Source organism: Guptibacillus sedimenti (genome assembly GCF_028610665.1).
Lineage (GTDB): Bacteria > Bacillota > Bacilli > Bacillales > Guptibacillaceae > Guptibacillus > Guptibacillus sedimenti.
The window spans coordinates 1,254,094-1,267,953 of sequence record NZ_JAQQWV010000001.1 but is presented as its reverse complement, the minus strand read 5'-3'; the positions used below and the strand labels follow the sequence as shown (position 1 = coordinate 1,267,953).

The following is a 13,860-nucleotide window of genomic DNA, read 5'->3' as shown; positions in this document are numbered from 1 at the left end:
TGGATTCATCTTCTTGTCTGACTAACGCTGAATCTCCGGAACAATTCCAAACGCCTGTAACTCTCGAAGCGTTTTGGAAATCGGAAGCCCTACCACACTATAATAATCCCCGTGAATACGTTTCACAAAGGCGGCACCGAAACCCTGAATACCATAACCTCCCGCTTTATCAAACGGCTCTCCTGTATCGAGATAATTCTCAATATCTCCATCTGTTAAATCCCAAAATTCCACTTCAGTGGCTTCGTAGAACTGTGAATGCTGCTCATTCGAAAGAATGACCACACCTGAATAAACGATATGGGTCCGGCCAGACAAAGCTTTCAGCATCTGCCTCGCATGCTCGCGACTTTCTGGCTTTCCAAGAATATCGGCACCAAGCGTTACAACCGTATCTGCACCAATGACAACAGCGTCCGATTGATTCGTAAATACATCATTTGCCTTTCCAAAAGCAAGCTGCTTCACAAGCTCAGAAGGGGGGACAGATTGAGAGTGATGTTCTTCAAAGCGGCTAACAATAATCTCAAATTGGAGGTTCACTTGCTCTAGAAGTTCTTTTCTTCGTGGAGACCCTGAGGCTAAGACGAGGCGCTTCATTTTACCACCCTTTTTTTGGAAATGATTCACAAGTGGGAAAAGGGCTTGATAACAGCTTATCAAATCCCTTTTCTTTCCACAATTTAATTTTCTAACGTTCCTCTACATTTTTCGTTTTACTTCGATTCTGTATGTGCATACAGTTAAAATTTGTTTAATCTTATTTTATTTCGTTCCGAAAACCATATTCAGGAGGGTTGCTCCCAACATTCATATCGTACCGTTAATTTAGTTACTCCGCAAATATCAGACTATTTCAAGCTTTCCACAACTTCTTGATATGTTTCTAGCGCATCCAATAAGTGTTGCTGAGCAATCCATAACGAGGATACTGTTTTTTCTGATGAATAGGTTTCAATCTCTTTCGAGGCAGCACTTAAGTTTTCCGCTAAAGCTTTCCCCTCGCCCTCTTTCCATCCCTCTAATTTATCACCTTTTCCATTCCAGGTTTGAATCGCTTGCAATACATCATTTACTTCACTATTTGATACTTCTCCATCTGATAAAGCAACTAAATCAAGCTTTGTTAGCTGTTCAATTAATTCCCTACCCTCTTGCAAATGACTCTCCATTTCCGCACTCGCCACTACGCTAGTTCCATCAATCGTCCATAATTTCTTATAAACCTCCTGACCATTGTTTTCAAAATAAGCGGCAAGGGCATCCTGACCTTCAGCAGAAGCTGAGACGCCAATCAGCAAAAAGTATTTTTCACCTTTAAAAATCGTCGCTGGTAGACCTTGATCACTTAGCTTTTCTTGAAATTCCCTAGCGGACTCTTCTGTTTCATACGCACCTGATTGCACAACATGAAGATCAAAAGATAAATCCGTCTGACTAGCTGTCACTGGTGCCGCTTGACTTGGCTTATTAGAGGGCGTCGCTACACTTTCTCCACCGAACACCATAAGTAAACCGAATCCAAATAAAACGCCAAGAGCGATCGCAAAGATCACTGAAGCCACCACCTTTTTATGCAAGGTAATGACATTCTTACTTGGTACGAAATGTTTTTTCTTCTTACGTCCTACTGGTAACCTTGGGTTCTTCATTGACTGATCAAAAAAAGAGGAGGCTTTTTTTTGACTATGCCGCTTCTTTAACTCTACGATCTTTTTAGAATCGCGACGCTCCGGTAAAATCCATTCAAATTCCTTTTCCTCAGCCGCTGCGCTTTCTTTATGTGTTTCTGGAGTCTTATGGACTTCATCATCTAGTCGAATTGAAATCGTCCGTCTCTCCTTATCCATTCTCATCCTCCTCAGGTACCGGCTTGTACTACAGTCTATGAAATCTCACGAAATACTAGAACTTAAAATACTAGAGTTGAGCAGGACAACAACATAAATACCCCCTCCATGAGCGAGGGGGGTAAAATGAACCAAACTTATTTTAGTTCGAGATCGAACAAGCTAAAGAGCCCGCTATTCATTTTTTCATATAAGAAAATCAAAATACCATTGTAAGAGTTGTTTACCATAAAAATACGTTATTAGTGCTGCCAACGCCACAGAAGGACCAAACGGAATATGCTGCTTCCTTTTTACTTTTCCAATCAATAACCCCGTAATCCCAATAATCGTTCCAATTAAAGTAGAAAAGAAAAAGACGAGAATTAATTCTTGATAACCAAAAACAACGCCTAGCACTGCAAACAATTTAATGTCACCGCCACCCATTCCACCGCGACTAATCACAGCGATCAATAGTAGCAATAAAAAGCCTCCTACCGCTCCTATCAAAGGGCTATACCACGGATCCATCGGAACAACAATTCGACCCAAACCAAAGTAAGCTGCAAAAAACAAAAGAATGCGATTAGGAATCAACATATAGGTGAGATCTGAAACAAAAATAATAACGAGAAGCGAAATCAATCCATAGGTGATCATCAATTCTTTTGACCATCCTACCAAAATAGGTGCGGTTGTAAAAAGTAGTGCTGTAACGATTTCAACACATGCGTAAATAGGTGAAATACTTGAAGAACATCCCTTACATTTTCCTCGCTGAAATAAATAAGAAAAAACAGGTACAAGCTCATATGGTGAAAGCTCACGTTCACATGTTGGACATGATGAGCGAGGGATGACAATCGATCGTTTGATCGGCACACGAAGACCAACAACATTAAAAAAGGAACCTAGCGCAAGGCCAATTAGAAATAAATAACTATGTAACAAAACCCCCATATCTTTCATCCTTCTTCATATTATTGTTTATAAGTAATGGTAGATTAAGACCCAACCTTTTAACATGAGATGAACAACCTTTTTCAATTTTAAAACAGAAGAACGTGTTATTAAAACCACTGCTGCGCAAGAATCTATTGTATAACCCGAACCAAAGTCTTTATCCTTATTTTCCGCATATTGAAGAATGGGGATTTTCTTATCCAACATAGCTTGCAACACGATTTCTCCCCTGTTGTTTTGCACCAGTATACATGGCTCTATCGGCATTTCGTATTAAGGTTTGTGCATCTTCTCCCTGATCAGGCGCTGTTGCAACACCGATACTTGCCGTTACGTAAATAACCTGACGATCGCCGTTATCCAAATCACTAAAGATCTCAAATGGTTGATCCGCTATGGCACATCGTAAGTCTTCCGCAACTTGTAAACTCTCATTATGAAAATGATTTTCTAGCAAAACTACGAACTCTTCACCGCCAAATCGAGCAACGGTACCCTTATTTCCGATTTCTTCCTCAAGTCGATTAGCTACTCCACAAAGCACGTCATTTCCACTATGGTGCCCAAATGTATCATTTACTTTTTTGAAATGATCCAGGTCGAGCAATATAATTGAAAAAGGAGCAGGGTTTTCATCAAAACGGTTGCATTTCTCGTTTAATACCTCGTTAAAAAATCGGAAATTGTACAAGTTCGTTAAAGGACATCTCTCACTTCGCCTTTTGGTCTCTTCATAATGCCTTGCATTATCAACAGCTACAGCTAAATAATTAGCTAGAATTTGCATCACGAGTATATGGTGTTTTTCATATGACCGAACACGATCTGTTGCTAGTGTGATAATGCCTACGACCTTTTTATTGCGTTTCATCGGTACCGAAATAACAGCATTCGCTGTTTGAGGGAGAATTCCCTGGGTAAGATTTTTCCACTGCGCACGCTTCGTGTATAATCGGCTACGTCCACTACGCCAGACTCTTCTGCTAATCCCTTCTTCAAAAGAATGATCTTTTGCGCTAGCTTGAATGCCTATTTCCTTCTCAAAGCTTTTAATAATCCTTAAATTCTCTACCTGTTCTGCATCCATAATGTAAGCATAATCAACCACAAACATATCCTTAACTTCATATAAAAATAAGTCAAGAATTTCGTCTATATCAAGAGACTGAGTAATTTGCTGACCGATTTCACTCGTTTGTTGAAGTAGATCATTCACTTTTCGACTTGAGTAATACAGCCTGAGCATAAGAGAAGCCAACACAAATGGGACTCCAACAAAGAAAATGGCAATTGTTCCTAGATAGGTATGTAACATATAGAGAAGAAATCCAACCGGCAGTGTTACTCCTGTAGAAATGGCTTCCCAGAGCATATCTTTGTCAAAAAACTTTGTATTAACCTCTTTATAAATATAAATACGTAAAAAATGAAGGAGAATTTGATTAACAATAATTAACGAAAGAATATAGCCGATCGAGGGAACAAGCTGTGTAATCGCATTTCCAGAGAATTCGCCAGTGGATCCTCCAAGTAAATAAAAAAGTCCACCTGATACCAGGGAAACGATCATAAACATGAGCATATTAACTGGATAGCGATGACTATCTTTCTTTGTAACTCGCAAATTCAAAAGAAAGACAAGAATCGCTAACTGAGTTAAAATCGTTTCCACGAATAAGCCATATCTGAGAAATACAGCTAGTGAAATCCCCTGGATAAAAAAAAGGTCTGTTCCTTTTACGTTTATTGGCATCATTGCAACGACGGCAAGAAGCACAAATAGCGCAAGAACATCGGCCTTATTTCCAGTAAAATCAGGGGGAAAGAAATAGAACGTTGCAAAAATGAGTAGTGGCCAACACAAGAGCCATACAATCCAAACTTTGCGTTTCATTATTGCAGTCAATTGTTTCCCCCTCCATCTTCTGTGATAAAGAAGAATATTTTTCCATTCTAAAGTGGTTACGTTTCATTTTAGCAAATAGTAGCGAAAAAGTCCTATTTTTTTGCATTGAATTCTAATTTTTTAGAAAACGGCGTACTTCTGATACAAAATAGAGAGAGCCCGTAATGAGAACTAGCTCATTTTCACTTACTTGCTCAGTTGTTGTTTGAATTGCTTTTTTCCAGTTTTCTTCATACGTCTTGGGCGAAAAACTTGCACGTTGAAATAAACTCTCAGCTGAAATAGCTCTTGGAAAATCAAAGGTGGTAAAGGTCATCTTTTGAATAAGCGGATAGAGCGGCTTTAACATTGACTCAATATCTTTATCTCCTAATGCGCTGAAAATGACGTGAATATCCTTATTCGGATAGTGCTGCTCTAACGTTTTTGCAAGACTTTCCACCCCTTCTGGATTATGTGCACCGTCTACAATGATAGTGGGGTTGGAACGAATCTTCTCAAATCGTCCTGGCCACGCTGCTCTTTTAAGCCCGCGCTGAACCATGTCATGTTCGATATGTAGACCATAAAAGACGCGCAAGTATTCGAGTCCCATTAGTGCTGCAGCTGCATTTTTCACCTGATGCTCACCTTTCATCTGAATGTGGAGGTCTGCTAGTTTACGATAAGGAGATTGAAATGAGAAGTGTTCACCTTCATCATCACTTCTCTTGTCAACAATGGAAAACTCTTCATTCAAACGATAAATTTTCGTCTTTTTCGCTTTAGTTGTTTCATGGAAGAGTGTGAGAACTTCTTCTTTATCTGCAGTCGTAACAAGAGGTACACCTGACTTAATGATTCCCGCTTTTTCATACGCAATTTGTTTCAGGTCACTACCAAGGATATGGGTATGGTCATACCCTACATTCGTAATGACACTAATAAGCGGATGGATAATGTTGGTTGAATCGAGTCGCCCACCTAGCCCAACTTCCATTAAAACCAGATCTGGGTAGGCTTTAGTTCCAAAGTACAAAAGCGCGATTACCGTAATAACTTCAAACTCGGTAGGTGAACCAAGGGGGGAAGCTGCAGCCATTTCAACAAGCGGCTGAACGCGATTGCATAGCATAACTAAATCTTCTTCTTTAATAGGTTGTCCGTTAACCGCTATTCGTTCACTAAATGATTCGATATAAGGAGAAGTAAACGTCCCTACTTCATATCCAGCCTCCTCTAGCACTGTACGTAAGTAAGTAACTGTCGAACCTTTTCCGTTAGTCCCGCCAACATGCACCGTTTTTAACCGTCTTTCTGGATGGTCAAGCTGTTCAAGCATCCATTCCATCCGCTCTAAACCAGGTTTTATTCCATGATTTAACAAACTATGAATCCAACTTACCGCTTCATCATACGATTGAAACATTTCCTCTCCTCCTTAAAAGAAGACGAACCTCAAAAAGAGATCCGTCATTTGCTTATTTTTTAAGTTCGTTAATACGAGCTTCCACGTTGCTTCTTCTTTCGAGATAGTCTTTTTCTTTCGCTCGTTCTTCTTCAACAACTTTCTCGGGAGCCTTGCTAATAAAACGTTCATTTGAAAGCTTTTTCTGAACACGATCTACTTCAGAATCGAGCTTCTTCATTTCGCCTCTTAGACGCTCTATTTCTTCATCAATGTTAATTAAGCCTTCAAGCGGAAGAAATAGCTCTGCTCCAGATACGACAGCCGTCATTGATTTTTCAGGAGCCTGAAGATCCGAAGAAATGGTTAGCGTCTCTGGATTACAGAACCGCTCAATGTATTGACTGTTTTGTTCAAGTTGCTTTTGAGCTTCCCCTGACTTCGGTTTAATGCGAAGCTCAATTGGCTTGCTTGGTGCTACATTCATTTCAGCTCGAATGTTTCGAACTGAACGAATAATCTCAGTTAATAGCGCCATGTCGGCAGCTGCTTCTGGGAAATGAAGCTCTTCATTCTTCACTGGCCAGCTTGCAACAGTAATTGACTCTCCTTCATGCGGAAGGTGTTGCCAGATCTCTTCCGTAAGATACGGCATAAATGGGTGAAGAAGTCGCATCGTTTGGTCAAGCACATAAGCTAGAACAGATCGTGTCGTTTTCTTAGCTGCTTCATCTTCTCCATATAGGGGAAGCTTCGCCATTTCAATATACCAGTCACAGAAGTCATCCCAGATAAAGTTATAAAGGTAGCGGCCAACTTCACCAAATTCATAGTTATTAATCAGGCGCGTCACTTGTTCGATCGTATCGTTTAAGCGAGTAAGAATCCATTTATCAGCTGTTGATTTTTCACCGGATAAGTCCAGCTCTTCATACGTCATGCCATCCATATTCATTAAGGCAAAACGAGAAGCGTTCCAAATCTTATTTGCAAAGTTCCAAGTTGACTCTACTTTTTCCCAGTAGAAACGCAGATCCTGTCCTGGTGATGAACCAGTGGATAAGAAAAAGCGCAGCGAATCAGCACCGTACTTCTCGATAACATCCATCGGATCAACACCGTTTCCGAGTGATTTACTCATTTTACGCCCTTCAGAGTCACGTACAAGTCCGTGAATCAATACATCGTTAAATGGACGCTGTTCCGTAAATTCAATTCCCTGGAAGATCATACGCGCTACCCAGAAATAAATGATGTCATACCCTGTTACTAAAACGTTCGTTGGGTAATAACGATTAAAGTCTGCTGCTTCTTCATCTGGCCACCCCATAGTAGAAAACGGCCAAAGCGCTGAGCTAAACCACGTATCGAGTACATCTTCATCTTGCTGCCAGTTTTCGATATCTGTCGGTGCTTCTAGTCCAACGTGAATCTCCCCAGTTTCTTTATGGTGCCACGCAGGAATGCGGTGTCCCCACCAAAGCTGCCTCGAAATACACCAGTCCCGAATATTCTCAATCCAATTTAAGTACGTTTTTTCGAATCGTTCCGGAACAAAGTTAACTTTGTCGTTTGATTTTTGAAGCGCAATTGCCTGCTCAGCAAGTGGGCCCATTTTAACGAACCACTGAGTGGAAAGATACGGTTCTACTACAGCACCACTTCGTTCAGAGTGCCCTACGGAATGAACGTGCTCTTCAATGTTGAAAAGAATCCCTTTTTCCTGCAAATCTTTTACTAGCTTTTTACGACATTCGAAACGATCCATTCCTTGATAATCGCCAGCATTCTCATTCATTGAGCCATCTTCATTCATAACAAGGATACGCTCAAGGTTATGACGATTACCAATTTCAAAGTCATTAGGGTCATGGGCTGGCGTGATTTTAACAGCTCCAGAGCCAAATTCCCTATCAACGTAGTCATCTGCTACAATTTCAATCTCACGACCTACTATTGGTAAGATCGCTTTCTTTCCAACAAGATGCTTGTAACGCTCATCTTTAGGATGAACCGCAATTCCCGAATCACCAAGCATGGTTTCAGGACGCGTTGTTGCAATTTCGATATGCCCAGAACCATCAGCAAGAGGGTAGCGCATATGATAAAAGTGTCCTGTCACTTCCTGATGAATAACTTCAATGTCCGAAAGGGCTGTTTTTGTTTGAGGGTCCCAGTTGATGATATATTCCCCACGATAAATCAAATCTTTTTCATGAAGCTTTACAAAAACTTCTCGAACCGCATCAGAAAGCCCATTATCAAGTGTAAAACGCTCTCTTGAATAGTCTAAAGAAAGACCAAGCTTCGCCCACTGACTGCGGATAAAGTCTGCGTATTCTTCTTTCCATTCCCACGACTTCTCAAGAAACTTCTCTCGGCCAAGGTCATAGCGAGAAGTACCTTCCTCCCGGAGCTTCCCTTCAACTTTTGCCTGTGTCGCAATTCCAGCATGGTCCATTCCTGGAAGCCAGAGAACATCGTAACCCTGCATTCGCTTCACTCTTGAAAGAATATCTTGAAGTGTTGTATCCCATGCGTGCCCTAAATGAAGTTTTCCCGTAACGTTTGGCGGAGGAATTACAATTGTATAAGGCTCTTTCGTTTTATCACCTGTTGCTTCAAAAAATTTACCATCTACCCAGTACGGGTACCATTTTTGTTCGGTTGCCTTCGGATCGTATTTCGTCGGCATCGTTAGCTCTTTATTCACCTTTGCCACTCTTCCTTTCCATTCAATAAGTCTTAGGCCGTTTGCATCGGATTTACCATCCCATTTTCAAAAAAGTGGTGTTTTTAAACAACAAAAAAACCTCCTCCATCCTTAGGAAAAGGACGAAAGAAGTTTCTTCGCGGTACCACCTTTATTTACAGCTAAATAAACGTTAGCTGTACGCTTCATTCGAATAACGGGATTACCGGATTCTCCTACTACTATTTCAGAGAAACAGCTCAAGGGCGACTTCAAATGCTTCAATCCTGAGAAATCTTTCAGCGGATGATTTCTCTCTCTGAAGGGTTCACATTCTACTACTCCCTGTCTTTGCCTGTCGACTATTTGTATAAATAAGTTTACCGTGTAGATTCAAGATCGTCAAGATACTTAGCGCCCTTTTTCTTAGCTTAGCCAGTTCTCTCTCTTCTTAATCACCCCATCCGCTTTCGCACATAGACTATTTGTAACGACAGATGACAACAAAGGGGAAAACACTATGAAAAAACGTTTTGGGGGAATGAATCGCTACCAGCTCCCGCCGGCTGTTTATAAATTCAGGGATATTTGCGCTCAATTTGTACCGCCGTTTATTGTATTTCAAACGATTCGAACGATTCTTTTTCCAACTTCAGTCGATGTGCTTATCCTCATTATTCTTGTTGCATTAGAAGTGTGTTTTTATTTTGAATGGATCTAGAATGACTGCAGCACATTATGGATTCCATTCATCACTTCTATTTTTTTCGTAAATAAGCGGACATGCTTAATATGTGGCCAGCTTTGCCTGTTTTCATTAAAGAGGAGCACACTATTAAAGACAGTCTCTGGAAAATACAAATAGCTTGCAAGAAGCTCTTTCTCTTCTTCCAATAATGAAAATTGCGTCTCATATCGAGTGATATGCCCTGTTGTAGTAACAGGATTAAATTGAAATGGGTGAACAGAGGAACGAATAAAATAGGCCAAATCCCGTACAGGCGTATCGACAACAGACCTTTCAAAATTAATAAAGTACCCCTTTCCACCATTCATGACATAGTGGGAAGGTGAACATTTTCCATGACAAAAAACACTACGATATCGTTTCGCTTCAACAACCTGTTCATACCAATTATCCAATCTTGTTTTGGCCAGATCACAGTACTTCATTAACTGATGAAAATGAGTAACAAAAGTTAATTCAAAAGGTGAGAGATAGATTCGTTTTTCAATTGAGTTAACGTACTTCTCCATTTCAAACTGTCTGCTTTCTCTCATTAAGGTCATCTTTTGATACGATTGTTTGATGACTTCTTCAGAGAATGCTTGATCTCTTGCTGTATATCCATGAAGTTCTGCAAGACTTAGTATTAAGTTCTCCTCTTTTTGAGCAGATTGCCCTTCAACACCGCCCACCCATGGAGTTAAATAAGCTACACCCGTACCCGTAAAAACAAAGGAGTCGCCGTATTTTGTTCGAACGAGTGGCACATAACTTTCAAAATGAAGCTGTTCAAATCGATCCTCAATGAACAAGATACGATCCATCTGTTCTTTACTTAGCTTTGTCTCCTTTAAGGCAAACGTTCCTCGATCCGTTTCAATCTTTGTTACTTTTCCCATTCTTACGACACGTTCAGGATATAAATCATATTGAAATAGAACTGCTGGATCACTCACTAACCGAAACCCTCCCCTCCGAAATGGAGAGCTGTACCGAACAGGTTATCTTTCTCATCGTTTCCCACTTTTCAACAAACTCCTCCATCACCTGATTCACGTTGACATTTTCATACTGAAGTGATTGAATACACGACCACCAGTCCCAAGGAGCGATAATCGTTTGAATAAGAAGGTTACTCGTTTCCCTGTCCACTCCATCCAATAAAGCTTTAAAGCATTGTTTAAATTCGTCCTGACTTTTCTTTTCATACCACACATGTATCGCTTTAGGGAGTACCTCATACACTGGAACTGGCCCTTCATCACTACTTTCAAAGTAGAATTGGCCCATTACTTCTTTTATAGAATGATTTGAAATTGGAATCGATAACTGTGAAATGCTTTTATTATGACTAAGGCGTTTTTTCACTTCTGGAATTAAACGAACAAGGAGTAAATACGGCTCTGGATATAGGGCCTTGATTGTACTTAACGCTTCTAAAGTCTCTCGGTAAGGAAATGTTGCAAACCCATCATAATTGTTCACATCTACACTCACACCTATCAAAGAGGAAAGAAGATATCCTTCCATTTCAGGGAACAGTTCGAATGCAAACTCCTCTTCAACCGAATCATGAACCGACAAATATCCTTGGGGTATCGGAATAAACGCCTCTTGATCAATCGTTCGAATCATACGATTACATAGAATGCCACATTTAGAAAAAAGACGGTCGCGGAAGTTGAGATGATACTCAAGCAAATCCCGCTCCCGCCAATATGATAATTTCCGCTTACCTAAGTGTGTCATGATGACTTCTGGCTTTCGAACCCAACTCACTTCTTTAAATCCATATTTTTCAGCTATGAACACTAATAAATCCATCTTTATTACTCCTTTTCACACCACCAAAAACAATTGATTCATTAGCGGTCAGGCAAGAGAATTTACCGATTCACTGGTATATATAAGATTTGCCCTTCCTTTACCTCTTCTTCTTCAAGACGGTTTACGCGAGCAAGGTGACTTGGAAGAACACGATAGCGTTCTGCAATTTCAGACAATGAATCACCAGGTTGGATGATGCACATTTTCATTTTCGAAAACTGCTCTTCTTCTTTTGTTAACATACTTGTTAAATAAAGGGCATTTTCTTCTCGAGGTGTTTGTTTCTTTTGTTCAAGTATCTTTTCCTCATCATAATCGTTGTTTTGACCAGAGCGTGTTTCTTCTACTATAGGCTGATTGTTATATTCAGTTGATCCTTCCAATTGGCGAGCCATCCGCGTTAAAAAGTCATACGTTGGTTCCAGGTATTCCTCATTTCCTTCAATTTCTGCACTCGTATTTGAATAATCAACTTCATCCGAATCGGATTGTGCTCGCATATCTACTTGAGGGGTGCGTAAATGAGAGGTTTGTTCAAGTGATTCTTCCTCGTGCTCAACGTATTTAATATCATTCTCCCACACGCTTTCCTCTTCTTGACTACATTCACTTTCGTCTTCTTCCACCTCATCAACCTCTATTTCTACACGATTTGGATCACCCTGGATCCCACTAATGGATATGTCAGCTTTCAACTGAAGGCAATTCTCCTCCACTACCGTGTAGTCAAACGTATCGACCGTAACAAATATATCTTCTAGACTTCTAATACGACTTGCAGGAATCGTAATATCTACCGGAAATCGGTGTCCCATCGACGCCGTACCATCTTCTCTTACATGAACTTCATGAATTGAGCGGTAGGGAGAACCCTCACTGATATCTTCATGACCTGTTTGATCACGCTGCAAATATTCTCCCGTTAAATATAAACAGCCTTTCACAGCTACATAATCTTCATACTCTTCAATCGAAATTTCAGGATCGAGTGATATCGATAGAACCTCTTCAACTTCCTGTCCTTTCTTTAACCAGACCTGCTCCTCTACGGAGAAATGCAAATATGAGCCTTCAGGCATGCTTTCTCCTCCTTTCAAACATTATCCATACATTACACATGTATGAGGAATTCACAGGATTATGTCTAATTTGAGTAAGATTGAGAAAGCTCCCTCTGTCTCCTCAATCAAAAAAGCTACTGGCAAATGCCAGTAGCTTTGGATTAAACAAGCTTTGAGAAAGCCGCTTCTGCAGCAGCAATTGTTTCATCGATGTCGTGCTCAGTATGAGCTGTTGAAAGAAACATTCCTTCAAATTGAGACGGGGGTAGTGAAATTCCTTGTGCAAGCATTTCTTTAAAATAGTTTGTAAAGTGTTCAAGGTTAGAAGAAGATGCTGTTTCAAAATTAATAACATCCTCGTTCGTAAAGAAGAAACCAACCATCGACCCCGCACGATTCACGGTATGAGGGATATTGTATTTTGCTGCAGCTTTTGAAAGCCCTTCTCCAAGTCGCTCTGCTTTACGTTCGAAATCCTGGTAGCTTTCTGGTGTGAGTTGGGAAAGTGTTTCATATCCTGCTGTCATCGCAAGTGGATTTCCACTAAGTGTTCCCGCTTGATAGATCGGACCGCTTGGAGCAATTTGATCCATGATTTCCTTTTTACCACCATAGGCACCAACCGGTAAGCCTCCACCAATTACTTTCCCAAGACAAGTTAAATCAGGAGTAACATTATAGTACCCTTGCGCACAATTGTAACCTACGCGGAAGCCAGTCATAACTTCATCAAAAATAAGAAGCGTTCCATTATCCTCAGTGATTTTACGAATTTCTTCAAGGTAACCCTGCTGAGGTGGCACAACACCCATGTTGCCCGCTACAGGCTCGATGATAACGCCAGCGATATCATCTCCGAACTCCTGGAAAGCATAACGAAGGCTTTCGAGATCATTATAAGGTACTGTAATAGTGTTTTTAGCAATTCCTTCCGGGACGCCCGGACTATCCGGAAGACCTAGCGTCGCGACGCCAGACCCCGCTTTAATTAGCAAGGAGTCACCGTGACCATGATAGCATCCTTCAAACTTAAGTATTTTATTACGACCTGTGTAGCCTCTAGCTAAACGCAACGCACTCATCGTAGCTTCCGTTCCCGAGTTTACCATACGAACGATCTCAATTGATGGCACTCGTTCAATCACAAGCTCAGCAAGTTTTGTTTCATACTGACTAGGCGCTCCAAAACTCGTACCAAGCTCCGTTACCTTTTTAAGCCGATCAACAACCTGCTCATCAGCATGGCCAAGAATGAGCGGACCATAGGAAAGTACATAGTCGATGTATTCGTTTTGATCAATGTCATAAATTTTAGAGCCTTTTCCTTTTTCCATAAAAATCGGATCCATGCCAACGGATTTAAATGCCCTTACCGGACTGTTTACGCCGCCAGGCATCACTTTAGATGCTTCTTTAAAAGCTTCTTTGGAACGATCATAATTACCCATTTTTGTAGTCCCTCTCT

General features: G+C 40.7%; 12 protein-coding genes and 1 other annotated feature. Of the genes, 1 reads left to right on the top strand and 11 read right to left on the bottom strand.

Features of this window, described 5'->3' with window-relative positions:
- Positions 1 to 21: 21 nt before the first annotated feature.
- From PQ578_RS06120 to PQ578_RS06090, 7 genes are all read right to left on the bottom strand, one after another.
- Entirely contained in the window at positions 22 to 600 is a 579-nt protein-coding gene (locus PQ578_RS06120; RefSeq protein WP_273832635.1) for a Maf family protein, read from the bottom strand.
- 251 nt (positions 601 to 851) lie between these two features.
- On the bottom strand, positions 852 to 1,850 hold the full coding sequence (locus tag PQ578_RS06115) for an SPOR domain-containing protein (RefSeq protein ID WP_273832634.1): 999 nt from the start codon (positions 1,848 to 1,850) through the stop codon (positions 852 to 854).
- Between the two features lie 186 nt (positions 1,851 to 2,036).
- Complete coding sequence (locus PQ578_RS06110) at positions 2,037 to 2,792, bottom strand: prepilin peptidase (protein WP_273832633.1); 756 nt, start codon at positions 2,790 to 2,792, stop codon at positions 2,037 to 2,039.
- 27 nt (positions 2,793 to 2,819) lie between these two features.
- On the bottom strand, positions 2,820 to 3,014 hold the full coding sequence (locus PQ578_RS06105) for a hypothetical protein (protein WP_273832631.1): 195 nt from the start codon (positions 3,012 to 3,014) through the stop codon (positions 2,820 to 2,822).
- On the bottom strand, positions 2,992 to 4,701 hold the full coding sequence (locus PQ578_RS06100) for a sensor domain-containing diguanylate cyclase (RefSeq protein ID WP_273832630.1): 1,710 nt from the start codon (positions 4,699 to 4,701) through the stop codon (positions 2,992 to 2,994). The genes PQ578_RS06105 and PQ578_RS06100 overlap by 23 nt, the downstream gene beginning before the upstream one ends.
- A 112-nt stretch (positions 4,702 to 4,813) precedes the next feature.
- Positions 4,814 to 6,109 (bottom strand): bifunctional folylpolyglutamate synthase/dihydrofolate synthase, encoded by a 1,296-nt coding sequence (locus PQ578_RS06095; protein WP_273832628.1) that lies wholly within the window; start codon positions 6,107 to 6,109, stop codon positions 4,814 to 4,816.
- A 52-nt stretch (positions 6,110 to 6,161) separates the two neighbouring features.
- Positions 6,162 to 8,783 carry a valine--tRNA ligase gene (locus tag PQ578_RS06090; protein WP_273833292.1) on the bottom strand — a complete coding sequence of 874 codons (2,622 nt, stop codon included), beginning with the start codon at positions 8,781 to 8,783 and terminating at the stop codon, positions 6,162 to 6,164.
- A gap of 133 nt (positions 8,784 to 8,916) precedes the next feature.
- Positions 8,917 to 9,141 (bottom strand) — a binding site (T-box leader).
- A 159-nt stretch (positions 9,142 to 9,300) separates the two neighbouring features.
- Between PQ578_RS06090 and PQ578_RS06085 the strand changes: the two genes are divergently transcribed.
- A complete protein-coding gene (locus tag PQ578_RS06085) occupies positions 9,301 to 9,501 on the top strand; it encodes a hypothetical protein (RefSeq protein WP_098444420.1) in 201 nt (66 codons plus the stop codon).
- On the opposite strand, the gene PQ578_RS06080 is transcribed toward PQ578_RS06085, so the two are convergent.
- The 4 genes from PQ578_RS06080 to hemL form a co-directional block, all read right to left on the bottom strand.
- The gene (locus tag PQ578_RS06080; RefSeq protein WP_273832626.1) at positions 9,498 to 10,463 is read right to left on the bottom strand and encodes a phosphotransferase; all 966 of its coding nucleotides are present in this window, start codon (positions 10,461 to 10,463) and stop codon (positions 9,498 to 9,500) included. The two genes, PQ578_RS06085 and PQ578_RS06080, sit on opposite strands and share 4 nt — an antisense overlap.
- Complete coding sequence (locus tag PQ578_RS06075) at positions 10,456 to 11,331, bottom strand: hypothetical protein (protein WP_273832625.1); 876 nt, start codon at positions 11,329 to 11,331, stop codon at positions 10,456 to 10,458. Before PQ578_RS06075 ends, PQ578_RS06080 begins: the two co-directional genes overlap by 8 nt.
- Positions 11,332 to 11,393: 62 nt before the next feature.
- Positions 11,394 to 12,413 (bottom strand): stage VI sporulation protein D, encoded by a 1,020-nt coding sequence (gene spoVID, locus PQ578_RS06070; protein WP_273832624.1) that lies wholly within the window; start codon positions 12,411 to 12,413, stop codon positions 11,394 to 11,396.
- Between the two features lie 143 nt (positions 12,414 to 12,556).
- Positions 12,557 to 13,843, bottom strand: a complete 1,287-nt coding sequence (gene hemL / locus PQ578_RS06065; RefSeq protein WP_273832623.1) for a glutamate-1-semialdehyde 2,1-aminomutase — start codon at positions 13,841 to 13,843, stop codon at positions 12,557 to 12,559.
- Positions 13,844 to 13,860: the final 17 nt, after the last annotated feature.